This window comes from Mycobacterium lentiflavum (genome assembly GCF_022374895.2).
Classification (GTDB): Bacteria; Actinomycetota; Actinomycetes; order Mycobacteriales; family Mycobacteriaceae; genus Mycobacterium; species Mycobacterium lentiflavum.
In genome coordinates, this window is sequence record NZ_CP092423.2 from 3,466,525 (window position 1) to 3,492,307 (window position 25,783).

21 protein-coding genes and 2 pseudogenes are annotated in these 25,783 nt (G+C 68.6%); 2 read left to right on the forward strand and 21 right to left on the reverse strand.

The features are described from left to right. Nucleotides 1-6: 6 nt before the first annotated feature. Entirely contained in the window at nucleotides 7-1,185 is a 1,179-nt protein-coding gene (locus tag MJO58_RS16190) for an IS481 family transposase (protein ID WP_090600974.1), read from the reverse strand. Between the two features lie 527 nt (nucleotides 1,186-1,712). Here MJO58_RS16190 and MJO58_RS16195 point away from each other — a divergent pair. Next, nucleotides 1,713-2,408: pseudogene (locus MJO58_RS16195) on the forward strand (phosphoribosyltransferase); the annotation flags it as partial. A 2-nt stretch (nucleotides 2,409-2,410) separates the two neighbouring features. On the opposite strand, the gene MJO58_RS16200 reads toward MJO58_RS16195, so the two are convergent. From MJO58_RS16200 to MJO58_RS16275, 16 genes and pseudogenes are all read right to left on the reverse strand, one after another. Continuing rightward, entirely contained in the window at nucleotides 2,411-2,713 is a 303-nt protein-coding gene (locus MJO58_RS16200) for a hypothetical protein (RefSeq protein ID WP_090603287.1), read from the reverse strand. 83 nt (nucleotides 2,714-2,796) lie between these two features. Beyond that, entirely contained in the window at nucleotides 2,797-3,603 is an 807-nt protein-coding gene (gene wag31, locus MJO58_RS16205) for a DivIVA-like cell division protein Wag31 (RefSeq protein WP_090603290.1), read from the reverse strand. Between the two features lie 248 nt (nucleotides 3,604-3,851). Next, nucleotides 3,852-4,142 (reverse strand): YggT family protein, encoded by a 291-nt coding sequence (locus tag MJO58_RS16210; RefSeq protein WP_003878110.1) that lies wholly within the window; start codon nucleotides 4,140-4,142, stop codon nucleotides 3,852-3,854. A 155-nt stretch (nucleotides 4,143-4,297) separates the two neighbouring features. Continuing rightward, complete coding sequence (locus MJO58_RS16215) at nucleotides 4,298-4,939, reverse strand: cell division protein SepF (protein ID WP_090603292.1); 642 nt, start codon at nucleotides 4,937-4,939, stop codon at nucleotides 4,298-4,300. Between the two features lie 67 nt (nucleotides 4,940-5,006). Continuing rightward, nucleotides 5,007-5,792, reverse strand: a complete 786-nt coding sequence (locus MJO58_RS16220; RefSeq protein ID WP_090609184.1) for a YggS family pyridoxal phosphate-dependent enzyme — start codon at nucleotides 5,790-5,792, stop codon at nucleotides 5,007-5,009. A 17-nt stretch (nucleotides 5,793-5,809) separates the two neighbouring features. Next, nucleotides 5,810-6,517 (reverse strand): peptidoglycan editing factor PgeF, encoded by a 708-nt coding sequence (pgeF, locus tag MJO58_RS16225; protein WP_217493132.1) that lies wholly within the window; start codon nucleotides 6,515-6,517, stop codon nucleotides 5,810-5,812. 40 nt (nucleotides 6,518-6,557) lie between these two features. Then, nucleotides 6,558-7,718, reverse strand: coding sequence for a cell division protein FtsZ (gene ftsZ, locus MJO58_RS16230; protein ID WP_090609181.1), 1,161 nt, complete (start codon nucleotides 7,716-7,718; stop codon nucleotides 6,558-6,560). A gap of 224 nt (nucleotides 7,719-7,942) precedes the next feature. Further along, nucleotides 7,943-8,911: a cell division protein FtsQ/DivIB gene (locus MJO58_RS16235; protein WP_239720048.1), complete on the reverse strand. Its 969-nt coding sequence runs from the start codon at nucleotides 8,909-8,911 to the stop codon at nucleotides 7,943-7,945. After that, the gene (gene murC, locus MJO58_RS16240) at nucleotides 8,908-10,410 is read right to left on the reverse strand and encodes a UDP-N-acetylmuramate--L-alanine ligase (protein ID WP_239723315.1); all 1,503 of its coding nucleotides are present in this window, start codon (nucleotides 10,408-10,410) and stop codon (nucleotides 8,908-8,910) included. Before murC ends, MJO58_RS16235 begins: the two co-directional genes overlap by 4 nt. A gap of 11 nt (nucleotides 10,411-10,421) precedes the next feature. After that, nucleotides 10,422-11,630, reverse strand: coding sequence for an undecaprenyldiphospho-muramoylpentapeptide beta-N-acetylglucosaminyltransferase (gene murG / locus MJO58_RS16245; RefSeq protein WP_239720049.1), 1,209 nt, complete (start codon nucleotides 11,628-11,630; stop codon nucleotides 10,422-10,424). After that, the gene (gene ftsW, locus MJO58_RS16250; RefSeq protein ID WP_434086377.1) at nucleotides 11,627-13,237 is read right to left on the reverse strand and encodes a putative lipid II flippase FtsW; all 1,611 of its coding nucleotides are present in this window, start codon (nucleotides 13,235-13,237) and stop codon (nucleotides 11,627-11,629) included. Before ftsW ends, murG begins: the two co-directional genes overlap by 4 nt. 111 nt (nucleotides 13,238-13,348) lie before the next feature. Next, on the reverse strand, nucleotides 13,349-14,806 hold the full coding sequence (gene murD / locus MJO58_RS16255) for a UDP-N-acetylmuramoyl-L-alanine--D-glutamate ligase (protein WP_090603302.1): 1,458 nt from the start codon (nucleotides 14,804-14,806) through the stop codon (nucleotides 13,349-13,351). Nucleotide 14,807: 1 nt separating this feature from the next. Continuing rightward, a complete protein-coding gene (gene mraY, locus MJO58_RS16260; protein WP_090603305.1) occupies nucleotides 14,808-15,887 on the reverse strand; it encodes a phospho-N-acetylmuramoyl-pentapeptide-transferase in 1,080 nt (359 codons plus the stop codon). Further along, nucleotides 15,884-17,452, reverse strand: a complete 1,569-nt coding sequence (locus MJO58_RS16265; RefSeq protein ID WP_239720052.1) for a UDP-N-acetylmuramoyl-tripeptide--D-alanyl-D-alanine ligase — start codon at nucleotides 17,450-17,452, stop codon at nucleotides 15,884-15,886. The genes mraY and MJO58_RS16265 overlap by 4 nt, the downstream gene beginning before the upstream one ends. Further along, nucleotides 17,449-19,000: pseudogene (locus tag MJO58_RS16270) on the reverse strand (UDP-N-acetylmuramoyl-L-alanyl-D-glutamate--2,6-diaminopimelate ligase). The gene MJO58_RS16265 and the pseudogene MJO58_RS16270 overlap by 4 nt, the downstream one beginning before the upstream one ends. A gap of 16 nt (nucleotides 19,001-19,016) precedes the next feature. Further along, on the reverse strand, nucleotides 19,017-19,655 hold the full coding sequence (locus tag MJO58_RS16275) for a TetR-like C-terminal domain-containing protein (protein ID WP_239720054.1): 639 nt from the start codon (nucleotides 19,653-19,655) through the stop codon (nucleotides 19,017-19,019). A 70-nt stretch (nucleotides 19,656-19,725) separates the two neighbouring features. Between MJO58_RS16275 and MJO58_RS16280 the strand changes: the two genes are divergently transcribed. Further along, nucleotides 19,726-20,826, forward strand: coding sequence for an FAD-dependent monooxygenase (locus tag MJO58_RS16280; RefSeq protein WP_239720055.1), 1,101 nt, complete (start codon nucleotides 19,726-19,728; stop codon nucleotides 20,824-20,826). A 10-nt stretch (nucleotides 20,827-20,836) separates the two neighbouring features. Here MJO58_RS16280 and MJO58_RS16285 read toward each other — a convergent pair whose 3' ends face one another. The 4 genes from MJO58_RS16285 to mraZ are packed head-to-tail and all read right to left on the reverse strand — an operon-like array spanning nucleotide 20,837 to nucleotide 25,776. Further along, nucleotides 20,837-22,876 carry a peptidoglycan D,D-transpeptidase FtsI family protein gene (locus tag MJO58_RS16285; protein ID WP_239720057.1) on the reverse strand — a complete coding sequence of 680 codons (2,040 nt, stop codon included), beginning with the start codon at nucleotides 22,874-22,876 and terminating at the stop codon, nucleotides 20,837-20,839. After that, nucleotides 22,873-24,168 carry a cell division protein FtsL gene (gene ftsL, locus MJO58_RS16290; protein ID WP_239720058.1) on the reverse strand — a complete coding sequence of 432 codons (1,296 nt, stop codon included), beginning with the start codon at nucleotides 24,166-24,168 and terminating at the stop codon, nucleotides 22,873-22,875. Before ftsL ends, MJO58_RS16285 begins: the two co-directional genes overlap by 4 nt. Next, complete coding sequence (gene rsmH, locus MJO58_RS16295) at nucleotides 24,165-25,370, reverse strand: 16S rRNA (cytosine(1402)-N(4))-methyltransferase RsmH (RefSeq protein ID WP_239720060.1); 1,206 nt, start codon at nucleotides 25,368-25,370, stop codon at nucleotides 24,165-24,167. Before rsmH ends, ftsL begins: the two co-directional genes overlap by 4 nt. Continuing rightward, nucleotides 25,345-25,776, reverse strand: a complete 432-nt coding sequence (mraZ, locus tag MJO58_RS16300) for a division/cell wall cluster transcriptional repressor MraZ (protein ID WP_090603327.1) — start codon at nucleotides 25,774-25,776, stop codon at nucleotides 25,345-25,347. The genes rsmH and mraZ overlap by 26 nt, the downstream gene beginning before the upstream one ends. Nucleotides 25,777-25,783: the final 7 nt, after the last annotated feature.

The window sequence follows — 25,783 nt, forward strand, 5'->3', positions numbered from 1 at the left end:
CATGGGTTACAGATTCCCCGGCCATCGGCCGGGGTTTTTGTTTTGGTTGCGCCAGTAGTTTGCGGCGGGGTCGATGTGGTGGCTGCTGAGGACTCGGTGCTGGCTTTTGCTGATGACCGTGACGGTGTTGGTGGTCACCAAGATGAGCACGGCGATGCCGGCGTGGGTGCGGCCGATGCCCAGGTGGTGCAGGTGGCTGCCGTGGCGCAGGGTGAGTTTGCCGAATTGGTCGACGGTGTCGTGGCGGATGCGGAAGTGTCCGGTGGGACTGTGCGGTGGGCTGGCTTTGGGGCGAGCGGTGTAGGCCTGGGCGGGAGTGGTGGCCGCGGGTAAGGCGCGGTGCGTGCGTTGGGTGTTGTAGATGACGGTGAAGTCGTCGAGCAGGGTTTGCATGGCGGCTACGGTGGCTGGCCGGGGTCGAGGGGCTAGCCAGCGTTTGAGGGTTTGGTGGAAGCGTTCGATTTTGCCTTGGGTTTGGGGATGTCCGGGGTGACCGTTTTTCTGGGTGATGCCCAGGCTGGCCAGGAGGCGTTCGAAGTCGTTGTAGCCGTGGGTGAATCGTGAGGTGTAAACCGATCCGTTGTCGGTCAAGGTGGAGGCCGGCAGACCATAGTGTGTGGCGGTGGTGGTGAAGCTGGCCACGACGTCGGAGCCACCCACGCGCCGATAAGCGGTGGTCGCCAGCAGAAATCGGGAGTGATCATCGAGCCAGTTGAGGATTTCCACACCACTGCCATCGGCCAGGCTCCAATGGGTGAAATCCGATTGCCAGCATTCGTTGGGCTGCTCAGCGGCAAAGCGGTGATAGGAGCTTTTGGGGCGTTTACGCGGCGCCGGGACGATCAGGCCATGGTGATGCAGGATGCGTCGGATGGTCGAGGTCGACGGCGATGCAAAGCCCTGTTGCGTCAGATGCCACTGCAGAGTCAGCGGGCCGGCGTCGAGGCCTTCGATGGTGAGCTTTTCTCGCAGTAACACGATCGCCGCGATCACTTCATCAGACACGGCGCGAGGGTTGCTGGCCGGGCGTCGAGACCGCGGATCCACCGCTTCCAAACCGCCCCGCTGGTAGCGACCGACCAGCCGATAAATATGTTGCCGCGACATGCCATAGACCCGGGCTGCCGCGCTCACCGACAGATGACCACTAACGACTTCAAGGACGACCACACGCGCTTTGGACATCCACCATGACTGTCACCTATGACGCGACTCATCAGGTATCGACACAGGTGTAACCCATGACGCGACTCATCTGTCACCTATGTCGTGAACTCACACACCCCCTCGGACACCCGACCCTGAGGCGAGCGGCATGAACGCCTGCGTTCATGTCCGAGCCGATGGAGTGTGTTGAGCGGCGAAGCCGCGATCACACACATGTGATGAGTCGAGTCATCGGTGACAGATGAGTCGGGTCATGGGTAACAGATTCCCGGGCTATCGGCCGGGGTTTTTGTTTTGGTTGCGCCAGTCCTGAGCCAACTTCGCTCCAGCCGGTCAGCTGGTGCTAGAACTGCTACAGAAACCACAGTGGCGCAAGAGATTTCACCCGTGTGCGCGCACGGCGGTTCTCTTTCAAAGGCAGCAAGACGACACCGACGCACGGCGCCTGCCGACTCCGTCCTGGGATCCAATTCACCTGCCGCACAACACTATTCAATCTATTCGGCCCGATTTCTCGGGAGAATCGCGGCTGCGGAGTAGGCTGAATACGACCCATGAACCCACGAAATGGCTCCCTGCGGCGCACCGCGACGCGATCCTCGCGGTCCTTCAAGGACCGCCACGAAGCCGGACGCGCGCTGGCTCAGCAGCTAACCGCCTACCGCGGCAAGGACAACGTGCTGGTGCTCGGCCTGGCGCGCGGCGGCCTTCCGGTCGCCTGGGAGATCGCCTCGGCGCTACCCGCTGAGCTGGATGTGTTCCTGGTTCGCAAGCTGGGGGTGCCGCGCTGGTCGGAGCTCGCGATGGGCGCCCTGGCCAGCGGCGGCGGCGTGGTGATGAACGACAACGTGGTCTCCAGCCTGCACATCACCGACGAGCAGGTGCGAGAGGTCATCGACAGCGAGACGGCCGAATTGGCGCGACGCGAGCACGCGTATCGGGGCGACCGCCCGATCGCGGACCCGCACGGCAAGACCGTGATCCTGGTCGACGACGGCATCGCCACGGGCGCAAGCATGCTGGCGGCCGTCCGGGCTATTCGGGCCGCCGGGCCGCAGTCCATCGTCGTCGCCGTCCCGGTCGGGCCGCGGTCGGTTTGCCGCGAACTCGCGCGGGTGGCCGACAACGTCGTATGCACAACGATGCCACCGGGATTCGAAGCCGTAGGACAGGTCTACGGCGACTTTCATCAGGTCAGCGATCATGAGGTGCGCCAGCTGCTGACTACGCCGACGCGCTGAGGCTATTTGGCCGGGTCCTCGCCGCGGGTGTCGGCCGCGACCGTCTCGTCGGCCGGCTGCTCGGCGGCTTCGTCCGGAACTTCCTCCGGGTAGTCGACGGCCTCGTCCGCCGCCGGCTGCTCTTCGTGGGCTTCGTCACTCGCGTCACGGCGCTGCCGTTCCCGCAGTGCGTCGACAATCAGCAGCACGACACCCAGGACGCTGGCGCCGATGCACACCCAGGCGACCAGTTCGTTGCTGGTCACGACTGCGAACACCAGCGCAACAAGCCCGATCAGGGCCAGTACCAGCGCAATGATCAGCATCGGTCATCCTCCAGCGGAAGGGCGGGACAGCCAGGTCCAGTGCACATAAGTGTGCCGGACAGGTCGTCCGGCACTATTCCCGCCTAGTTATTACCCCGATTGAATTGGTCGAACCCACCGGCATCGGCACTGGAGTCGACGGGAGCCGCCGATCCGCGCTGGCCGAGTTCCTCCAGCTGCGACTCGAGGTAGGTCTTGAGGCGGGTGCGGTATTCGCGTTCGAAGGTGCGGAGCTGCTCGAGACGGCCTTCCAGCACGGTGCGCTGCTGGTTGATGGTGCCCATGATCTCGGAGTGCTTGCGTTCGGCGTCGGCCTGCAGGGCATCGGCCTTCTCCTGGGCCTGGCGCAACTGCGTCTCGGAACGGGTTTGCGCGTCGGCCAGCATCGCGTCGGCGCGCTGACGGGCTTCGGTGACGGTGGCTTCGGCGGTCTGCCGGGCCTCGGTCAGGATATGGTCGGCGTTGGCGCGCGCGTCGGACAGCAGCTTGTCCGACTCGGCCTGCGCGGTGCTGGTCAGCCGGTCCGCGGTGTCTTGGGCCAGGCTCAGCACGCGTGCCGCCTTGAGGGCCTGCTCCTCGGTGGTCCCGGCTACGGCCGCCGGCGCGGGCGCCGCCCTGACCGGTTCGGGCTCCGGCTCGGGCTCGAAGACAGGGGCAACAGGGGCGGGCGCAGCGGCAGGGGCGGCAGCAGCGGCGCCGCCTCCGGCGGCCAATTCCCGGTCCAGCTCCTCGACTCGCTGGCGCAGATCGGAGTTCTCTTCGATGAGCCGCGTCAGCTCGTTTTCCACCAGGTCGAGGAACGCGTCGACCTCGTCCTCGTTGTAACCGCGCTTGCCAATAGGCGGCTTACTGAACGCCACATTGTGGACGTCGGCTGGTGTAAGCGGCATTGTTTCGTCCCCTCAAGTTCCTGTCAAACGTTCTCGAAAGTGTAGAACGGAGTGGCAGCGGTTGTGCAACTGCCGCCCATCCTGTCACACCAGACCCGGCGGTTGCCGATTCGCCCAATAAATAAGAACCAATTTCAAACACTAAGAGTCATAAAATCCCAATCCTTAGAATTTGCAAATCGCGCGCATCAAACCGAGGCCGATCCGTGGCCAAACCGTCGCTTAGAGCCGCCGATACATAACGCGGCTCACGCCGCAGCGCCGAATGCGAGCTGCATGCCGATGAACGCGACCAGCAGAAGCACCATGATGGATAGGTCGAAGCGGACCGCTCCGATCGTGAGCTGAGGGATCAGCCGGCGCAGCAGCTTCACCGGCGGATCCGTGATCGACATGATGATCTCCAGGACCACCACGGTGATGCCGGTGGGATGCCAGTCACGGCTGAACGAGCGAATGAACTCGACGACGACCCGAGCGATAAGCAGCAGCCAAAAGATGAATAGCGCAAACCCAAGGATCTGAAAGAACAGCACCAACGAGAGCCCGACCTTACCGATGAGACGTCAACCGCCGCGCGATAGCGCGGACATCGCAAGAGTACCGACTCACCCTTGAGCGGACATCTCAGATGCGCCGCATCGGCAGGCGGGTGATGGACACCTGACCCGGCGCTCCGCCGGGGCAGATCTGGCTATTGGTAAGCGTAGAAGCCGGTTTCGGCGATCCGGCGGCGCTCCTCGGGCGAGACATCGACGTCGGCGGGCGACAGCAGGAACACTTTGGTCGCGACCTTGTCGAACGAGCCACGCAGGGCGAAGGCCAGCCCAGCCGCGAAATCGACGAGCCGCTTGGCGTCGGCGTTATCCATCGACACCAGGTCCATGATGACCGGGGTGCCGTCGCGGAACCGCTCGCCGATGGTGCGGGCCTCGCTGTAGTCCTTGGGCCGCAGCGTCGTGATCTTTGACAGCGGGTGGCCGTCCTCGAACATCATCGCCATCCGGCGCGGGTCCATGGCCAGGGCGCCGCGGGTGCCGCCACCGCGGAGGAAGGACCCCAGCCGCGGGCGGCCCATCTCCGGGCGGTCGAACTCACGGCCACGGAACGGCGGCGGTTCGTCGGCGTAGCCACCGCGGTAGCCCGGAGGCGCATAGTCGCCGGCCTCGCCACGTGGGTCGTCGTATTCGGGCCGGTCATAGCCACGGCCGTAATCCTCGTCGAAGCGAGCACGGGGGAATCCGCGCGACGGCGCGCGGTCGTCGTAGTACTCGTCTTCGTAGTCGTCCATTGGGGCCATACCGAAATAGGCCTTGACCTTGTGCAGTGTGCTCATTGCGTACGACCCCTTCTAGCCCCGGGATTTTTGTTGTCTGTGATGAAGGTGTGACTACAGTGACTACTCACGGTGACGGTAGCCGCCGTGGGCCCAATAGCGCGGTACCGACACGCACACACGTCGAACCGTGTTTTACGGCAATTTCGAAATCGTTGGACATACCGGCGGACAAACCGACCGCACGCGGGTGCGCTTCCAGCACCCGCCGGTGTTCGGATTGCAGCCGCTCAAAGGCCGCTTCAGGGTCGGCGCCCAGCGGCGGAATGCCCATCAGCCCGACCAATTCCAGGCCTCGCGACTCCTCGACCTGCGCACACAGTTCGTCGAGGCGCTGCGGCGTCGTGATGTCGACGCCCCCGCGCGAGACGTCGCCGTCCAGACTGACCTGAACGTAGACGCGCAACGGGTGCTGCCGGCCACCGTCAGCCAACGTTGCCGTCACCGCCCGTTCCAGCGCCGTTACCAGTTGCGAGCTGTCGACCGAATGGGCGGTGTGCGCCCAGCGGGCCAGCGAACGCGCCTTCTTGCGCTGAATGCGTCCAACCATGTGCCAGTGCAACTCTCGCGATTCCGACCGCCCGGAAGTTACAGAAGCCGTAGCCAAGCGAGTGAGTTCCGCCACCTTTGCGGCCGCTTCTTGTTCCCGGGATTCGCCTACCGATCGACAACCCAATCGAGACAAAATCGCGACATCGCTTGCCGGAAAGAATTTGGTAATTGGCAGAAGTTCAATTTCGCCGACATTGCGTCCCGCCGCTTCCGCGGCCGCCGCTAGTCGCGAACGCACGGCGGCCAACGCGTGAGTCAATTCAGTTTCGCGGTTGCCCTGACTCGACGCCGCGTCCGCCATTCCAACCGCCATCGCGGTCACTCCATCCAGACCAGCGACGCCAGCCGCCCGGTCGGGGCGTCGCGGCGATGACTGAACAGGGCGGCGTCGGCAACCGTGCAGCGCGGATCGATGTCGATCGATGTGACGCCCAAATCCTTTAGCTGGCAGGCGATTCCGGCCCGAAGGTCGAGACCTGGCTGGCCATTCGCGGTGGTGGCGCGGCTGCCCGGCAGCGCCGCCTCGACCTCGTCGGCCATCGCCGCGGGCACTTCGTAGTTGCGCCCGGAGACCGCCGGACCGAGCAGCGCCGAGATGTCGTGGGGCTGGGCGCCCAGCTTGCGCATCGCCTCCACCGTGCGCAGCACGACGCCCCGCTGCGCACCGACGCGCCCGGCGTGGATCGCCGCGGCCACCCCCGCGCGCGCATCGGCCAACAACACCGGCACACAGTCGGCGGTCACCACCGCCAAGGCCAGCCGGGGGGTGCGCGTCACCAAGGCATCGGTGTCGTCGAAGGCGGTATCCCGCGCCTCGTCGACGACCTCGACCCGGTCGCCGTGGACCTGGTTCATCCACACCACCCGGTCGGCACCCAGGCCGATGGCGCGGGCCAGCCGGGCGCGGTTGGCGGCCACCGCCGCCGGGTCGTCGCCGACATGGTCGCCGAGGTTGAAGGTGTCGAAGGGCGGCTTCGAGACGCCGCCCGCGCGGGTGGTCGTCACTCGCCGGACGCGAACGCTCACCAGACCAGTATCCGGAGCGTCGGGTTTCCGCTGCTCGGCGTCAGCGGCGCATGAAGGGCGGCACATCGACGTCGTCGTCATCGCCACCGATACTCAGCGTCGCGCCGTTGGTGTGGACCGGGACGCTGACGGCGTCGACCGGCTCGAACAGCGTCGAGGTGAGCTTGCCCGCCTTCGCCGACTCGATCCGGTGCGCACCGCCGGCCTTCTCCCCCTTGTCGGCACCGGCGCCGACCACGGGTTTGCGCCCGGGCCCCTGCGCATCGAAGCCCGCGGCGATGACGGTGACGCGCACCTCGTCGCCCAGCGAGTCGTCGATCACGGTTCCGAAGATGATGTTGGCGTCCTGGTGGGCGGCGTCCTGCACCAGCGAAGCCGCTTCGTTGATCTCGAACAGGCCCAGGTCACTACCGCCGGCGATCGACATCAGCACGCCCTGGGCGCCCTCCATCGAGGCTTCCAGCAGCGGGGAGTTGATGGCGATCTCGGCGGCCTTGAGCGAACGGCCTTCACCGCGGGCCGAGCCGATGCCCATCAACGCGGTTCCCGCGCCGGACATGATGCCCTTGACGTCGGCGAAGTCGACGTTGATCAGACCGGGCGTGGTGATCAGGTCCGTGATGCCCTGGACACCGTTGAGCAGCACCTCGTCGGCGCTGCGGAACGCGTCCATCAGCGACACGGCGGCGTCGCCCATCTGCAGCAGGCGGTCGTTGGGGATCACGATCAGGGTGTCGCAACTCTCGCGCAGCGAGCTGATGCCGTTTTCGGCCTGGTTGCTACGTCGTTTGCCCTCAAACGAGAACGGCCGGGTGACCACGCCGACGGTCAGCGCGCCCAGTTTGCGCGCGATGCTGGCGACGACGGGCGCCCCGCCGGTACCGGTTCCGCCGCCCTCACCGGCGGTCACGAACACCATGTCCGCGCCGCGCAGCAGCTCCTCGATCTCGTCCTTGGCGTCCTCGGCGGCCTTTCGCCCGACCTCGGGATCGGCGCCGGCGCCCAATCCGCGGGTGGAATCGCGGCCCACGTCGAGCTTGACGTCGGCGTCGCTCATCAACAGTGCCTGCGCGTCGGTGTTGATCGCGATGAACTCGACGCCTTTGAGGCCCTGTTCAATCATCCGGTTGACGGCGTTGACGCCGCCGCCACCGATACCCACAACCTTGATGACGGCCAGGTAGTTATGCGGGGGGGTCATCATCTCGTCTTCCTCCCTGGTGGGGATTCGGTTCTTACCGGTACATGCGCGGTTCCTCCGGGGCAAACTCTCAACCTCAACCATAGAGTTAGAGTTATGTCAAGTAGTTCCGCGCAACCAGAACGGTATGGGTACGACGCGCACTAACCCCGCAGGCGCGCCGACGCGCCGCGCGCAAATTTTGGTCAAGTTCCCGCATCGAGCTGCTCGCGAGCACGGCTTAACTACTTGACGGTGGGCAGATCCGGGCTGGACACGTCGTAGGTCTTGCCCGGCTGTGTGAGCAGGGCGGCGAGCTTTTCGGCCTTCTCATCCGTGCGGTCGGTCGTCCCCCAAATCACCACTCGCCCATCGCCGAGGGTCAGGGTGATCGAGGCCAGCGACGGCGCCGCGATCCGGCCCACTTGCCCCGCGACCTCGGGGCGCAGTGCCAGTAGCACCTGCAGCGCGGCCTTGGTCGTCGGGTCGGTCGGCCCGGGACTGGCGACGTCGATATACGGCAACGCCGGGGGTGGCGGACCGGTCGCGAAGTCGACACCGTCGCGATCGAACAGGTGCGGCCCGTCGGGGAAGTCCTTCACCACCACGGGAACTCGCTCGATGATCGTGATCCGCAGCGCGGACGGGTACTGGCGCTGCACCCGGGCGCTGGCCACCCGGCGGATCGCGGCCACTCGGTCGGCGACCTGGTTGGTGTTGATCTGCAGCAGCGGCGTGCCGACCCGTACCTGCGCCGCGTCAAGGACCTCTTCGCGGGTTACCGCGCCGGTGCCGGTGACCACGATATTGCGCGCCGACATCACCGGCGTGAAGTAGAGGATCAGCGCCAATCCGACCCCGACGACGACCAACATCATGGTCGCGAGGAGCATCTTGAGGCCCCGGACGACGCCGCGCGCAGGTTTCTTGGGGGCGTTGGTCCCGTCGATCCGCCCACTGGCCCGGCGCTTGGCTTCGCGGCGCGCTTCCTCGATCGCGGTGGCCCGTTCCTGCGCGGCGCGGCGCTCGGCTCGTTCGCGGCGGGCCCGCCGGCGCGGTCCCTCGAATTCGACGGGCTCGTCCTCGGATTGTGTTCCCGGCTGGGCTTCTTCGACGGGGATCGGTTCGGTGATCGCGTTCTCGTCGACCGGCCGGGTGAGTTCAGCAGAGTCGGCGGCCAGGTCGGTGGATGGGGCGTCGTTGGGCTCGGTCATCGCAATACCCCGGACTGGCCGGGCGCGCTGCGATTGGCCCGCACCCGCAGCGCGTTCACGATTTCGGCGCCCAGCAGCGTCACGTCGCCGGCGCCCATCGTCACGATTACGTCCCCGGGACCGGCGGCCGCGGCGACCTGCTCGGCGACCGCGGAGAAATCCGGCAGGTAGCGCGCCGGCACGCTGACATGCTCGGCGACGCTGGCCCCGCTGACACCGGCCAACGGCTTTTCGCGCGCGCCGTACACGTCGAGCACGAACACCTCGTCGGCGGCGTCCAGGGCGTGGCCGAACTCGGCAGCGAAAGTCTTTGTGCGCGAATATAAGTGGGGCTGAAACACCACCAGCGAGCGACCCTCGCCGCCCTGCTCGACGACCGTGCGGACCGCCGCCAGCGTGGCAGCGATCTCGGTGGGATGGTGGGCGTAGTCGTCGAACACCCGCACCGAGCCGACCGTTCCGACCAGTTCGAACCGGCGACGCACCCCCTCGAAGCCGGCCAGCCCGTCGAGCACCTCGTCGGGCGGGGCGCCGACCTCGATCGCGGCCAGCAATGCACCCAACGCGTTGAGCGCCATGTGCCGTCCGGGTACCGAAAGCCGCATCGCGCGCACGGGTTCGTCACCCAACCGGATATGCGCGACGGCTCCGGTGCCCTGCTGCTCCCAGGACAGCAGCGTGCCGGCCTGGGGGTACTGCCCGCTTGCGGGGGCCTGCTGGTCAGGGACAGATCCGTAGCGCAGCACCCGGATTCCCAGTTCGCTGCTGCGCTGCGCCAGCGCGGCGGCGCCCGGGTCGTCGCTGCAGACCACCAGCGCTCCGCCCGGGGCCAGCCGCTCGACGAACGCGTCGAACACCGCGACGTAGGCGTCTTCGCTGCCGTAGAAGTCCAGGTGATCGGTCTCGATGTTGGTGACCACCGCGACGTTGGGCGTGTATTCGAGCAGCGAGCCGTCGCTTTCGTCGGCCTCGGCGACGAAACAGTCGCCGCTGCCGTGGTGGGCGTTGGTGCCGGCCTCGCCGAAATCCCCACCCACCGCGAACGACGGGTCGCGCCCGCACTGCTGCAGCGCCACGATCAGCATCGACGTGGTCGTGGTCTTGCCGTGGGTACCGGTGACCATCAGCGTGGTCCGCCCGTCCATCAGCCTGGCCAGCACGGTCGGCCGCAACACCACCGGAATGCCGCGGCGCCGGGCCTCGACCAGCTCGGGGTTGGTCTTCGGGATCGCGGCGTGAGTGGTGATGACCGCGGTCGGTCCGCCGGGCAGCAGATCCAGCGACGACGGATCGTGCCCGATGCGGATCTGGGCGCCCCGGGCTTGCAGCGCGCGCACACCGCGAGATTCCTTGGCGTCGGACCCGGATACCTGCGCGCCGCGGTCCAGCAGGATGCGGGCGATGCCCGACATGCCGGCTCCCCCGATACCCACCATGTGCACCCTTTGAAGCTCGGGGGGTAGCTCCGGGGGTAGCTCGGGGGGTAGCTCCGGCGGCATCTGGTCGGCCGTCACGGCGTTCTCCCGGCCCTCCGGCCAGACCTCGGCCCCGTAGCCCGTGCTTGTCGCGCGATGTCCAGGGCCGCCGCGGCGACCTGGCGCGCCGCGTCCGGATGCCCTACCCGGGCGGCGGCCGCGGTCATCGCCGCCAGCCGCGGCGGGTCGCTAAGCAGCCCGCTCACCTCCCGGGCCACCAGGGCCGGCGTCAGGACGGCGTCGGAGACGACCGTGCCACCGCCGGCGTTGACCACCGGCAGCGCGTTGAGTCGCTGCTCGCCGTTGCCGATCGGGAGCGGAACGTAGATGGCCGGCAGGCCCACCGCCGACACCTCGGCGACCGTCATCGCCCCGGAGCGGCAGATGACCAGGTCGGCGGCCGCATACGCCAGGTCCATCCGGTCCAGATACGGCACCGCCCGGTACGGCGGATCGCCGCCGCGGGGTTCGCGCAGCTCGAGGGTGTTCTTGGGCCCGTGCGCGTGCAGCACGGACACGCCCGCGGCGGCCAGCTCCGCGGCGGCCCCCGAGACCGCCCGGTTGAGCGAGACCGCGCCCTGCGAACCGCCGAACACCAGCAGCACCCGCGCGTCGTCGGCGAATCCGAAGTGCCGGCGCGCCTGGCCCCGCAGCGACGCGCGATCCAGCGAGGCGATCGTCGCGCGCACCGGCACCCCGACCACCTCGGCGCGGCGCAGCCCGGAATCCGGCACCGCGGACAGCACCCGGTCCGCCGAGCGGGCACCGACGCGATTCGCCAACCCGGCGCGGGCGTTGGCCTCATGGATGAGCACCGGGATACGACGCCGGAACCTGGGGAAACCGCGGGCGGCGAGATAGGCCGGCAGGGCGACGTAGCCGCCGAAACCCACCACCACGTCGGCGTCGACGACGTCAAGCACCGAGCGGGTCTCGCGCACGGCGCGCCATACCCGTGGCGGCAGCCGGGCCAGGTCACCGCTGGGTTTGCGGGGCAGCGGCACCGGGGTGATCAGCTCGAGGTGGTAGCCGCGTTCGGGCACCAGCCGGGTCTCAAGCCCACGCGCGGTGCCCAGCGCGGTGATTCGGACCTGGGGATCCAGCGCGCTCAGGGCATCGGCGACGGCCATCGCGGGCTCCACATGGCCGGCCGTGCCGCCGCCGGCCAGCACCACCGACAGGGCACCGGCGGGCGAGGGACTTGCCCCCTGCCCGCCGGTCGGCTGCGTGACCGTGTGGTTCACCCGTAACGCTGACCTTCCAGTGCGCGAGCGCGCCGTGTTTGACGCTGACCGGCTCCCTGTCTGGGGTTGCGCTGATCAGATCCATGATGCCTTGAGCGGGGTTCGGCGCGGACAGGTGTCCGCGGAAAAACCGGTCGCAGGGGCGGCTCGGGCTCTCGGCGTGCCCTACGCGCAGGTGGCTCGGCTTTCCGGGCCGGGGCCTGACGCCCACGTGCCGGGGCGGGCGGTCGCGGCGCTCGCGGCTGCGACTTGCGGTCGCGGAACGACTCGAGGCGAGTCGGCGAATACGGCTCGGGCAGCGGCAACCGCAGCAGCCGGTTCATCTTGTCATCGCGCCCGGCGCGCAGTGCCGCCACCGCTTCGGGCTCATGGCGCGCCGCGTTACACATGATGCCGATCATGAATAGCGTTGCAGCCGTGGATGTTCCGCCCGCCGATATCAATGGCAGCTGCAGACCGGTCACCGGCAGCACGCCGATCACGTAGCCGATGTTGATGAAGGCCTGACCGAGGATCCACATCGTGGTGGTGGCGGTCAGCAGCCGCAGGAAGGGGTCGGCCGAGCGGCGCGCGATCCGCATCCCGGTATAGGCGAACAACCCGAACAGCGCCAGCAGCCCGAAGGCGCCGATGAAGCCCAGCTCCTCGCCGATGATCGCGAAGATGAAGTCGTTGTGCGCATTGGGCAGGTAGTTCCATTTCGCGGTGCCCTGGCCGAGGCCGTCGCCGAAGATGCCGCCGTGGGCCAGCGCGAACTTCGCCTGACGCGCCTGGTAGCCGGTGTCCTGCGGGTCGTTCTCCGGGTTGATCCAGGAGCGCACCCGGTCCGACCGGTAACCGGCGGACATGGCCAGCACCGCGCCGGCCATGAAGACCGCGAGCAGCGAGGCGCCGAAGACTCGCAGCGGCAGGCCGGCGTACCACAGCAGGGCCAGCAGGATGATGCCCATCGACACCGTCTGCCCGAGGTCGGGCTGGGCGACGATCAGCCCGAGCGCGATGACCGCCGCCGGCACCAGCGGGATCAGCATCTCGCGCAGCGAGGCCCGCTCCATGCGCCGCGAAGCCAGCAGGTGCGCACCCCAGATGGCGAATGCGATCTTGGCCAGCTCAGAGGGCTGCATCGAGAAGCCAGCGACGACGAACCACTTCCGCGACCCGTTGGCGAGGTTTCCGATGCCGGGCACGAGCACCAGCACCAGCAGGATGATGGTGACGACGTAGCCCGGGAAGGCCACCCGACGCAGGAAGCGCACCGGCATCCGCATCGACACATAGGCCCCGAAGACCCCGATGACCGTCCACAGGACCTGTTTGCCGAAGATCACCCACGCCGAGCCGTCGTCGCCGTAGGACCGCACACCCGAGGCCGACAGCACCATGGTCAGGCCCAGCGTGGTCAGCAATCCGGCGATCGCGACGATCAGGTGAAAAGACGTCATCGGGCGGTGCAGCCACGCGCCGAACCGGGCGCGCGGACTCTCCTGCGGATCCTTGAACTGGACTTTTGCCGCCGCTGGCGGCTGCTCCGGGGTCTGGTCCGGCCCGGGGGCGCCGGACGCCTCGGGGGCCTGCGTCGCATCCGTCGGCGCCTCGGCATCCGTCACGGTGTCGGCGCCGGTGCTTTCCGGGACGGCGTCCGCCGCCTCGGCCGGCGGGGCCTCGATTTTCTTCTTGCCCCGGCGTAGGCGCCGGGTCAGCGCGTTACCCACACCCGCCTACCGCAGCGCCGCGCGTACGGCGGCCGCGAATGCGTCACCACGGTCGGCGTAGCTGCTGAACTGGTCAAACGAGGCCCCCGCCGGTGCCAGCAGCACCGTGTCACCCGACCTGGCCAAAGTACGAGCCGCCGCCACAGCAGCGGTCATCACGCGAGCGCCGAGACTATCCCCCACACTGTCAACTTTTGTCACATTAGTATCAGCAGTCGCATACATACCAGCATCCTCGCCTGTCACAACCTGGACCACGGGGACATCGGGCGCGTGTCGCGATAACGCCTCGGCAACCTCTTGGCGGTCCCGGCCGATGAGCACCGCGCCGACCAGCCGAGATGCCATTCTGGCCACCTCCGCGTCCAGCGTTGCGCCCTTCAGCAAACCGCCGGCCACCCACACCACCCGCGGGTAGGCCATCACCGACGCCTCGGCGGCGTGCGGGTTGGTCGCCTTCGAATCGTCGACGTATCGGATGCCGTCGGCCACCGCGACGACTTCGGACCGGTGTCGGCCCGGCTGAAACGTCGAGATGGCGTCCGCGATCGCGGCGGCGGGCACGTCGACGCTGCGGGCCAGCGCCGCCGCGGCCAGGGTGTCGAGCACGCCGACCGGGCCCGGCACCGGGATGGACGCGGCCGACAGCAGGGTCAGATCGTCGGCAAACGCGCGGTCGACCAGCTGGCCGTCGCGCACCCCGAGCTCCCCCGCCCCCGGCTCGCCGAGCCGGAAACCCGCCCGCACCGGTGCCGCGGCGGTGCTCAGCAGCGCAGCGGCCCGATTGTCGTCCAGCCCGACCACCGCGACCCGGCCATCCAGCACCCGGGCCTTGGCCGCGGTGTACTCGGCCATCGACGCGTGCCAGTCCAGGTGGTCCTCGGCGATATTGAGCACGACGCCCGCCTCGGGCCGCAGCGACGGTGCCCAGAACAGCTGGAAGCTGGACAGTTCGACGGCCAGCAGGTCGGCCGGCTGGTCCAGGACGTCGAGCACCGGGTCGCCGATATTGCCGCACAGCAGGCTGCGCCGCCCGCCGGCGATCAACATGGCGTGCAGCATCGACGTCGTGGTGGTCTTGCCGTTGGTGCCGGTCACGACCAGCCAGCGCCGCGGCGTGCCGTAGCACCCCGCGGCGTCTAGCCGCCAGGCCAGTTCCACGTCGCCCCAGATCGGCACTCCCGCCGCCGCGGCAGCCGCCAGCACGGGCGCCGACGGCCGGAATCCCGGGCTGGTGACGACCAGCGGATAGTCCGCGATCTGCTGCACCGCGGTCGTGGGATCGATTGTGGGGATCCCGTTTTCGGCGTACGGCGCCAGCATGGCCGCATCGTCGTCGCACAGCGTGGCCACGGCGCCGAACCGGGTCAGCGCACCCAGGATCGCCCTGCCGGTCACCCGGGCGCCGGCGATCAGGACGGGCGCGCCCGCAGACAGCGGAGCCAAGGGTTCGAGCCCGGACATGTCACGCGCCGATCGTGGCGAGCCACTCACCGTAGAACAGCGCCACTCCCAGCCCGCACGCGATCGCGGTGAGCAGCCAGAAGCGGATGATGACCGTGGTTTCGGCCCAGCCGCCCAACTCGAAATGGTGATGGAAGGGCGCCATCCGAAACACCCGGCGACCGGTGGTCCGGAAGGTGAGGATCTGCAGCACCACCGAGACGACCTCGGCGACGAACAGCGAGCCCAGCACCACCGCGAGCAGCTCGGTGCGGCTCGCCACGGACAGACCGGCGATGATGCCGCCCAGCGCCAGCGAACCGGTGTCGCCCATGAAGATCTTGGCGGGCGCGGCATTCCACCACAGAAAGCCGATGCAGGCGCCCGCGGTCGCGGCGGCGACCAGCGCCAGGTCCAGCGGGTCGCGCACGTTGTAGCAGCCCAGGCCGGGCGCGGTGGCGCACGCGTTGCGGTACTGCCAGAAGGTGATCAACACGTAGGCGCCGGTGACCATCGCCATGCAGCCGGCGGCCAGCCCGTCGAGACCGTCGGTGAAGTTGACCGCGTTAGACCAGGCGCTGACGACGAGCACGCAGAACAGCACGAACAGTCCGGGAGCCAGTGTGACGGTGGCGATTTCGCGCACGTAGGACAGATCCGCGCTGGCCGGCGTCAGGCCGTTGGCGTTGTGAAACTGCAGGACCAACACGGCGAACAGCACCGCCGCCACGATCTGCCCGACCGTCTTGGCCGTCTTGTTCAAGCCCAGGTTGCGCGACCTGCGGATTTTGATCAGGTCGTCGAGGAAGCCGACGCCACCCAGCATGGTGGCCAAGCCGAGCACCAGCAGACCGGACGCGGAGGCGCCCTCGCCGTCGAACGCCAGCCCGGCGAGGTGGGTGCCCAGGTAGCCGGCCCAGATGCCCGCCACGATCGCCACGCCGCCCATCGACGGGGTGCCTCGTTTGGTGTGGTGGCTCGGCGGCCCGTCCTCGCGGATCTGGTGGCCGAAGCCCTGCTTGGTGAACAACCGGATGAGCGCGGGGGTCAGCAGAATCGAGACGGTCAGGGCGATCGCGACGGCGACGAGAATCTGCCTCACGGACGGACCTCGCCCGCCCGGCCCGCTGGACCTTCGGTGACCAGTGCCTCGGCCAGTGTGCCCAGTCCGGCGGCATTCGACGCCTTCACCAGGACCACGTCGCCGGGCCGCAGTTCGGCCCGCAACACTTCGAGGGCGGCGTCGCCGTCGGCCACCTGCACCGCCCCTCTATCACCGGAAGAGCCCCACGAGCCCCACGCCCCTTCTAGGACCGCAGCGTGGTGCATGGCGGTTACCGACCTCCCCATTCCCACGACAACGAGTCGAGACACATCTAAGCGCACCGCCAGCCGGCCGATGGCATCGTGCTCGGTTATTGCGTCCCGCCCCAGCTCGGCCATCTCGCCGAGCACCGCCCAGCTCCTGCGCTTCTCGGCCGGCCCGGGCCCCCCGCCGCGGGCGATCTGAGCCAGCGCCTGCAGGCCCGCGCGCATCGAGTCGGGGTTGGCGTTGTAGGCGTCGTCGATGACGGTCACCCCGTCGGCGCGGTTGGTCACCTGCATGCGGTGCCGCGACACCGGGCCCGCCGCGGCCAGCGATGCGGCAATCTGCTCGACGCTGGCGCCGCACTGCAGGGCGACCGCGCTGGCACACAGCGCATTGGTGACCTGGTGTTCGCCGTACACGCCGAGTCGCACTTCGACCTCCAGAGCGCCGCGCGCGTCCATCGCGTGCAGGGTAAAGCGCGGCCTGGCCAATTCGTCCAGCGACACGCCCTCGGCCCAGACGTCGCTGGGTCCCGAATCGGTCTCGCTGGATCGGCTGACCCGAACCACCCATCCCGAGCTGACGTTCGCCATCGCCGCCACCGATGGGTCGTCGACGTTGAGAATGACCACTCCGGACGACGGAACAGCTTGTGGCAGTTCGGATTTAGTGCGTGCGATGGCCTCTCGCGAGCCGAACTCACCGAGGTGCGCGGTGCCCACGTTGAGCACCACGCCGATGGTAGGCGGGGCGATCCGCGCCAGCGCGGCGATATTGCCGGGATGGCGTGCCGACATCTCCAACACCAGGTAGTCGGTGCGCCGGGTCGCCCGCAGCACCGTCCAGGGATGACCCAGCTCGTTGTTGAACGACCCCGGCGGCGCCACCACCTCACCCAGCGGCTCGAGCACCGCGGCGACCAGGTCTTTGGTCGACGTCTTGCCCGACGAGCCGGTGATCCCGATGATCGTCAGTCCGCCGGCCACCAGCTCCTCGGCCACCACTGTGGCCAGCTTGGCAAGCGCGTCCAGCACCGCCGCGCCCGAGCCGTCCGGGTCGTGCTCGAGCACGCCGGCCCGCGAGCCCGAGGCGCCTTGCGGGGCGACGACGATGGCGGGCACCCCGACCGGCCGCGCGGCCAGCACCGCGACAGCACCGGCCGCGACGGCCGAGGCGGCGTGGTCGTGTCCGTCCGAGCGGGCGCCCGGCAGCGCCAGAAACAACCCGCCGGGGCCGACGGCGCGGGAGTCGAATTCGACCGTCCCGGTGACGTGCCGCTCGGCGGCGTCCTGCGGCGTGATGTCGGCCAGGGTGCCGCCGACGATCTCGGCGATCTGCGCGACGGTCAGCTCGATCATCGGCGGTCTTCCAACGCCTGCGCGAGTTCGACACGGTCGTCGAACGGGCGAACCACATGGCCGGTGCGCTGGCCGGTTTCGTGGCCTTTGCCGGCGACCAGCACCACGTCGCCCGGGCCGGCCCAGTCGACCGCATGCCTGATCGCGGCACGCCGGTCGCCGATCTCGACCACCTCCGCGCCGAACCCGGCCGCTCCGTCGAGGATCTCGCGGCGGATGGACGCGGGGTCCTCGCTGCGCGGGTTGTCGTCGGTGACCACGACCAGGTCGGCCAGTTCGGCGGCGACGGCGCCCATCGGCCGCCGTTTGCCGGGGTCGCGATCGCCCCCGGCGCCGAACACCACCGCCAGCCGCCGGCCCGGCTGCCGCAGGGTGGTCAACACCGCCCGCAGCGCGCCCGGCTTGTGGGCGTAGTCGACGAGGGCCAGGAAATTCTGGCCGCGATCGATTTCTTCCAGCCGCCCCGGAACGCGGGTGTTGCGCAGCCCGTCCGCCGCCTGCTCCGGCGAGACGCCAACCGCGTCGAGGATCGCCAGTGCCACAAGGCAATTCGCGATGTTGTAGGCGCCAGTGAGCCGAATGCGGATCCGGTGTTGACCGCCGGCGGGGTCCACGGCGGTGAACTCTTGCCCCACTCCCAGCGGCGTCACATCCGTCGCGCGCCAGTGCGCCGGCAGGCCGGTGGCGCTGACCGTGATCGCATCGATGGCCCGCTGCGCCATCGCGCGCCCGGCGTCGTCGTCGATGCACACCACGGACTTTCCGGCCCGCAGCGGCGAATTCGGGTCGAACAGAAGGGCTTTCGCGTCGAAGTAGTCGGCCATGGTGGGATGAAAGTCGAGGTGGTCACGGGACAAGTTGGTGAAACCGCCTACCGCGAAACGGGTTCCGTCGACGCGGCCCAGTGTCAGAGCGTGACTGGAGACCTCCATGACGACGGTGTCCACCCCGCGCTCGGCCATCGCGGCCAACATCGCCTGCAGCGCAGGGGCTTCCGGAGTGGTCAGGGCGCTGGGGATGTCAGCGCCGTCGATGCGGATGCCAATGGTGCCGATCAGCCCCGCGGTGTGGCCGCCGGCGCGCAACCCCGACTCGACCAGATAGCTGGTCGTGGTTTTCCCGGAGGTGCCGGTGATGCCGACGACCGTTACCCGGTCGGACGGGTTTGCGTACACGGTGGCGGCCAGGCCACCGAGCACGCTGCGCGGCGCGGGATGCACCAGCGTCGGCACCGCGGCGGCGCCCATCTCGTCGACTCCGGCAGCGTCGGTGAGCACCGCGACGGCGCCGCGGCCGATCGCGTCGACGGCATAGCGGGCGCCGTGGGTGGCCGAGCCGGGCAGCCCGGCGAACAGGTCGCCGGGCCGCACATCCTGGGCACGCAGCGTCACGCCGGTGATCGGCAGATCCGGGACGGCGGCGCCGTCGGCCGCCACCGCGCCCACCTGGGCGGCCAGCGCAGCCAGTGGCACGCCCGCGCCCTGGTCCGGGCGCAGCTCAGTGGGTGCCTGCATTACACACCTCCTCCCGTCGCCGCTTCATCCCCATGATCAGCCATGACACCCTACCCAGACCCACCGGCTGGTCCGGTTCTACCGCGCCCGGGGGCGCACCGCGGCGCCAGCAGCGGCAGAAAGATCGTGTCGACGATTTCTTCGATGGCCGCGTCGGGCAACGGTTGCAGCGTCATCAAGATTTCGTGACGCCACAGGTCGGCGGGTAACCGCGCGATGCGCTCGGTCACGCATTCGGCGTCGATTTCGCCGCGATCGATGGCGCGCTGGATTGCCTGCTCCATCGCGGTGTCCCGGCCGCCCCGGACGAAAGCGCTGAGATCGGCCAGGCTGGTGCCGGTTTCGCGGTAGAGGCTGCCGAGCTGGATGAACACCTGTGCCGCCAACCCGATCCTGACCTTGTTGGCCCGCCGCAGCAGCCCGATGACGTCGCCACGCAGGCTGCCGGTGTCGGGGGCGACCACTTCATCCTTGCCCGCCGCATGCGCCAAGGCGGCGACCACCAGTTCCTGCTTTCTTGGCCAGCGCCGGTAGAGCACGGCGCGACTGGTCGCCGCCCGGGCGGCCGCGGCGTCGATCGTGAAGTCGTCGTACCCACGCTCGGTCAGCTCGGCCCAGGCCGCGTCCAACAGCGCCTCTTCCAGTGCGCGGCCGCGGCGCCGCTTCGACACACCCGCGTTAAGAGACATTGCGTTTCCTAAAATCCGGATCTATGTTCTAGGGTACAAACCGTATCTTAAACGTGAAGGAGTTCGTCCGATGCGCATTCTGGTGTCCGGTGCCGGCGTCGCAGGCCTTAGCACGGCGATCAACCTTGGGGCCGACGGCCACGATGTCACCGTGGTCGAGCGCGCCGATCACCTGCGAGTCAACGGGTCCCCGATCGACATTCGCGGCGACTCGATCGCCGTGGCCGACAAGATGGGCGTGCTCGGCCAGATCCGCGAATGCCAAATCGACATGACCGAACGAGTGCAATTCGTCGACCGCGACGGCGCCGTGGCGGCCGAACTGCCCGAGGACATCGGCGATTCCCCCGACGACATCGAGATTCCCCGGGAAGACCTCACCAAGATCCTGCACAACCACCTCGGGCCGTCCGTCGACCTGCGGTTCTGCGAGTACGTCACCAAGATCGACGCCGACAACCGCGGCGTCGAAGTCGGCTTCGCCTCGGGTGCGCGCGATCGGTATGACGTGGTGGTGGGTGCGGACGGGATGCACTCGGCGGTGCGCCGGCTGGTGTTCGGGCCCGAACAGCAATTCGTACACCACCTCGGCTTCTACACCGCGCTGGCCGATCTGCCCGGCTACGTCCCGTCCGGACGAATCAATCCGATGTACAACTTCCCGGGCCACCTGGCCGGCATCGCCACCTATCGCGATAAAGCGTTGGCAGTCTTGATTTTTCGCTCACCCTGGATCGAGTACGACTACCACGATCTGGCGGCGCAGAAGCAAATTCTCGCCGATGCGTTCGCCGGTCACTGGGAGTGGAGAGTGCCCGAGTTGGTCGACGCGGCGATTGCCGACCCCGAGCTCTACTTCGATTCGGTGAGCCAGATCCACCTGCCGAGTTGGCATCGCGGTCGCGTCGTCCTGGTCGGCGACGCCGCGCACTGCGCCTCGCCCCTTTCCGGACGCGGCACCGCCCTGGCGCTGACCGGCGCCTGGTTCCTAGCACAGGCGCTGCGCGATCAACCCACCGACTTACCCCATGCATTCGCGCAATACGAACACGACCAACGGCCGCACGCCGCTCGCTCGCAGGCGACCGCGGCACCGGGCGGTGACCGCTTGGTCCCGGCCACCCAGGAGCAGATCGACGCGCGCAACCGCGAGTTCAGCGCCCTGAGTTGAACGCGGACCGCTAGGTGGCCTGCAGGGTCAGCGGCGGCCCGGGATCCGGTGAGAGCGGGACGTTTTCGCGTTGCATCAGCCAACCGGCGATGTTGTGGAACAGCGGGGCCGCCGAGTGGCCGGGCGTACCGTCGGCGTTGCGGTCCGGGTTGTCCATCATGATGCCGATCACGTAGCGCGGATTGTCGACGGTGGCCATCCCGGCGAACGTGATCCAGTACACGTTGTCGAAGTAGCAGCCGCAGCCCGGGTTGATCTGCTGAGCGGTGCCGGTCTTACCGGCCATCTGGTAGCCGGGCACCGCGGCCGCCGGTCCGGTGCCCTGCTGGTAACCCATCGGGTCGTGTTGCACGACGGCGCGCAGCATCTGCCGCACGGTCTGCGCGGTCTGCGGCGAAACGACCCGAACACCTTCCGGGCGCGCTTCTTCGGTGCGGGTGCCGTCGGGGGCGATGGTGGCCTTGATGATTCGCGGCGGTATCCGCAGGCCGTCGTTGGCGATCGTCTGGTACATGTCGGTCATCTGCAGCAGGGTCATCGAAAGACCTTGACCGATCGGCAGGTTGGAGAACGTGCTACCCGACCACTGGTCGATCGGCGGCACCAGGCCGGCGCTCTCACCGGGCAACCCGACGTTGGTCCGCTGCCCCAGCCCGAATTTGCGGACCATGTCGTAAAACCGTTCCGGGCCAACGCGTTGGGCCAGCATCAGCGTTCCGACGTTGGACGACTTCCCGAACACGCCGGTGGTGGTGTACGGCATCACGCCGTGCTCCCACGCGTCGTGGATGTTGACGCCACCCATGTTGATGGAGCCCGGCACCTGCAGCACCTCGTCGGGGTTGGACAGGCCGTATTCGATGACCGAGGACGCGGTGACGATCTTGTTCACCGAGCCCGGCTCGAACGGCGAGGACACCGCGAGATTGCCGAGTTGCCGGTCGCCCTGGCGCCCGATGTCCTGCGACGGGTCGAAGGTGTTGTCGTTGGCCATGGCCAGCACGTCACCGGTCTTGGCGTCGAGCACGACGGCCGAGACATTGTGCGCCCCAGACATGTTCTTGGCCTGCTGGACCTGCTGCTGCACGTAGAACTGGATGTCGTCGTCGATGGTCAGCTGGACGGTCGAACCGTTGACCGCCCGGTGCCGGTTGCGGTAGCTGCCGGGGATGACCACGCCGTCCGAGCCGCGGTCGTAGGTGACCGAGCCGTCGGTTCCCGACAGCACGGAGTCCATGCTGTCTTCGAGTCCGAGCAGACCGTGGCCGTCCCAGTCGATGCCGCCGACGATGTTGGCCGCCAGCGATCCGCCCGGATATTGGCGCAGATCCTGCCGCTCGGAGCCGACCTCGGGGTACTTGTCCGAGATCGCGCTGGCGACCGCCGGGTCGACGGCACGCGCCAAATAGACGAAGTTGTCGTCGGTTTGCAGCTTCTTCAGCACCGTCGCGTAGTCCGGCTTGTTGTTCAGCCGGCTGGAAACCTCTTTTGCGATGTCGCGCAGCCGCGCCTGCGGATCGGGAGCGGCCGGGTTCTTCTTCTTGGCCTCTTCCAATTGCTGGCGGATCTTCTTCGGCTGAAACGTCAGGGCGCGCGACTCGATGGTGAACGCCAGCTGCTGGTTATTGCGGTCAACGATGCTGCCGCGGATGGCCTTTGAGACGTCGGTGACCCTGAGCTGGCCCGCGGCCTGGGCGCGCAGCTTCGGCGCGTTGGTGACCTGCAGGACGAACAGCTGGGCGGCCGCCACCAGCGTCAGCGCCAAGATGACCACATTGCCGGCGCGATGCCGAAAGACGAACGACGCGCCCCGGGTGCCGGCCTCGACGGCCTGCCGGGTGCGTCGCTCGCTGGCCGAACGGCCGAGCGGCGCCTCGCCGGATTTCTTGGCCTTGCGGAATCCCGTTGTTTCCTTCGCGTCTCGGCCCTGTTGCGCCTTCTCCGGCTTCCGAGTTCGAGCGGGTTGCCGGACGTCCCGGGTCCCCCGCGGTTTACCTGAACCGCGCGTCGGCCGCGACCGTCGGGTGCGGCCGTCCTCGTCGCGACTCACCGCGCGGGCCCCGGCAACACGGCGGCGGGCGGCGCGCCGCTATTCGGTGCGATCACCGGTGCGGCTTGCGGCCCCGGCAGTCCGGGCGCGGCCGGGACCGCGGCCTGCGGCGCCCGTTGCACGGGGACCGGTATTTCGGCCGGCAACGGCGCGGGCGGTACCGAAAGGGGCAGTCCACCAACAGGAATCGGCACTTCGGCAGGCACCGGATCGGCCGCTGGACCCGCCGGCGCGGGCAGCCCCGGCATCGGCAGCCCTTGGGCCGGCCACGGCTGTGCCGGAAGTCCTTGCGTCGGAAGTACTTGCGTGGGAAGTCCTTGGGTCGGCAGTCCTTGCGCCGGCAACCCCGGCGTCGGCAGCATACCCGGGAATTGCCCGCCAACCGGGCCACCGGGCACACCGGGCGCGCCGGGTACCAGCGGCGCGGCCGGCGGCAAGTGCTGGCCGCCCACCGTCGTCGAACCATCCGGCGCGCGCAGCAACGCTTCGGGCCCAACCGGCCGGCCCGGCACCAGAGCGGCACCGGGATCCGGTTGCACGCGAACCGGGACTTCCGGCGGGGCTGCCGCCGGTTTCGGCAGCGGCTGCGGGCCTTCGTCGGGCAGCTTGGTGTTCAGCGGCGGCGGCGGAACGCCGTCGGCCGGCTTGGGCGTGCCGACCACCACCCAGCTACCGGACGGATCCTGGACCAGGTGAGCGGTGTCGCGCGTCGGGATCATGCCCTGCTTGCGCGCGGCCTCGGCGAGCGCCGGCGCGGCTTCGGCCTCGCGCACATCGCGTTCCAGCGCCTCCTTCTGCTGCTGCAGCATCCGGCTCTTCTCGCGCGCGTGACTCAACTGGTAGGAGCGTTCGGCGGCGTCGGTGGACAGCCACAGCGTCAGCGCCAGCCCGGCACCGAGCGCGCCGATGATCAGCACGACGAACGGGACCTTGGCCAGCAGGGTCTGCGGCCGCAGGTCGATCGAGGCCAGCCGGATGGCAATCCGCTCGGTCAGGCGGGGCCGAATAACCTTGGGCGCCTTGGCCTTGCGCGCCTTCGCGCGAGCCTTGGCCTGGCCGCTGCTCTTGGGGCGAGCCGTCCGCTCGACCGGCCGCGTATTCGGGCTGGTCTGCGGGCCGGATTTCGGCGCCCGCGCCTCGCGACCGGTCGTGGAACCCTGCGCCGGGCGGGTGCGCCGCGCCGTCGAGTCGGCCGCGTTGCGCCGGGTCTTGCGGGCCGCAACGTCGCGCCCACCGCGACGGTCGCTGCCGCCCCGGCGTCTCGGCGCCTCGCGCTTGGCTTTCGCTTTCATGAGTCGCCCTTCTTGGTCACCCGCTGCTGTGGTTGTCCCTCGGATTCCAGCCGTTGCAAGGCCCGTAGTCGCACGGCGGTGCTGCGAGGGTTACGTTCGATTTCGTCGGCGCCGGCGCGCTCGGCACCGCGGGTCAGCGATTGGAATCGCGGACCGCGGCCGGGCAGCTCGAACGGGAGATCCAACGGCGTGCGGGAGGCCACCGCATCGGCGAACTCGCGCTTGACGATCCGGTCTTCCAGCGACTGGTAGGCCAGCACCACGATGCGCCCGGCGACGGCCAGGGCGTCCAGCGCGGCCGGAATGGCCCGGCGCAGCGTGTCCAGCTCGTCGTTGACCGCGATGCGCAGCGCCTGGAAGGTGCGCTTGGCCGGATGTCCGCCGGTGCGCCGGGCCGCGGCCGGAATGGCCTGGTACAGCAACTCGACCAGCTCGGCGGTCGTGGTGAACGGGGTGCGGGCCCGCCGACGCACGATGTGGCTGGCGATCCGGCGCGCGAACCGCTCCTCGCCGTAGCGGTGCAAGATGTTCGCCAGCTCGGCCTCGTCGTAGGTGTTGACGATCTCGGCCGCGGTCAGCGGCGACGACGGATCCATTCGCATGTCCAGCGGCGCGTCCTGGGCGTAGGCGAAACCCCGCTCGGCGCGGTCGAGCTGCATTGAGGAGACGCCCAGATCGAACAACACCCCGTCGATCGATTCGTTTGCGGCATAACCGGATTGGGCCAGCGCCGCGTCGATGCCGTCATATCGGGTGTGCACCAGGGTGATTCGGTCGGCGAACGGCGCCAGCCGCGCGCCGGCGATGTCCAGCGCGCTGGGATCGCGGTCGAGGCCGATCAGCTTCAGGCCCGGCAGGTCGCTCAGGAATCGTTGCGCGTGCCCGCCCGCACCAACGGTGGCGTCGACGAGCACCGCGCCGGATCCGTCGGCGTGCTGGCGGGTCAACGCCGGGGTCAGCAGTTCGACACAGCGCTCCAGCAGCACGGGCACGTGCCCGAAGTCTCTGTCAGCCAACGCAACACCTCCCCGGGTCTGGAGAAATTCCTCAGATCGAGGGACGGCCTGAGAAAGACGCGCCCCTGCACCGAGGTCCCTGTCCGAAGTTACGAACCAGGCGTTGGGGAAGTACGCCAGGGTCGGTTCGGGCAGAGGCCACGATGCACGGGCATGCGCCTCAGATGATGTCGCCGAGTGCTTCATCGCTGGCCGCGGAGAAGTTCTCTTCGTGCGTTTGCTGGTAGTCCTGCCAGGCCTGGGCATCCCAGATTTCCAGGTAGTCGACCGCACCGATCACCACGCAGTCCTTGGATAGGTTCGCGTAGCGGCGGTGGTCGGACGACAAGGTGATGCGGCCCTGGGCGTCGGGGTGTTGTTCATCGGTGCCGGCGGCCAGATTGCGCAGGAACGCCCTGGCTTCCGGGTTGCTTCGAGACGTCTTGCTCGCCCGGCGGGCCAGCTGCTCGAATTCCGTCCGCGGGTAGACGGCGAGGCTGTGATCCTGGCTCTTGGTGACCATCAACCCCCCTGCCAGCGCGTCGCGGAACTTGGCGGGCAACGTCAGTCGCCCTTTGTCGTCGAGCTTGGGCGTGTAGGTGCCGAGAAACACCAGCTCA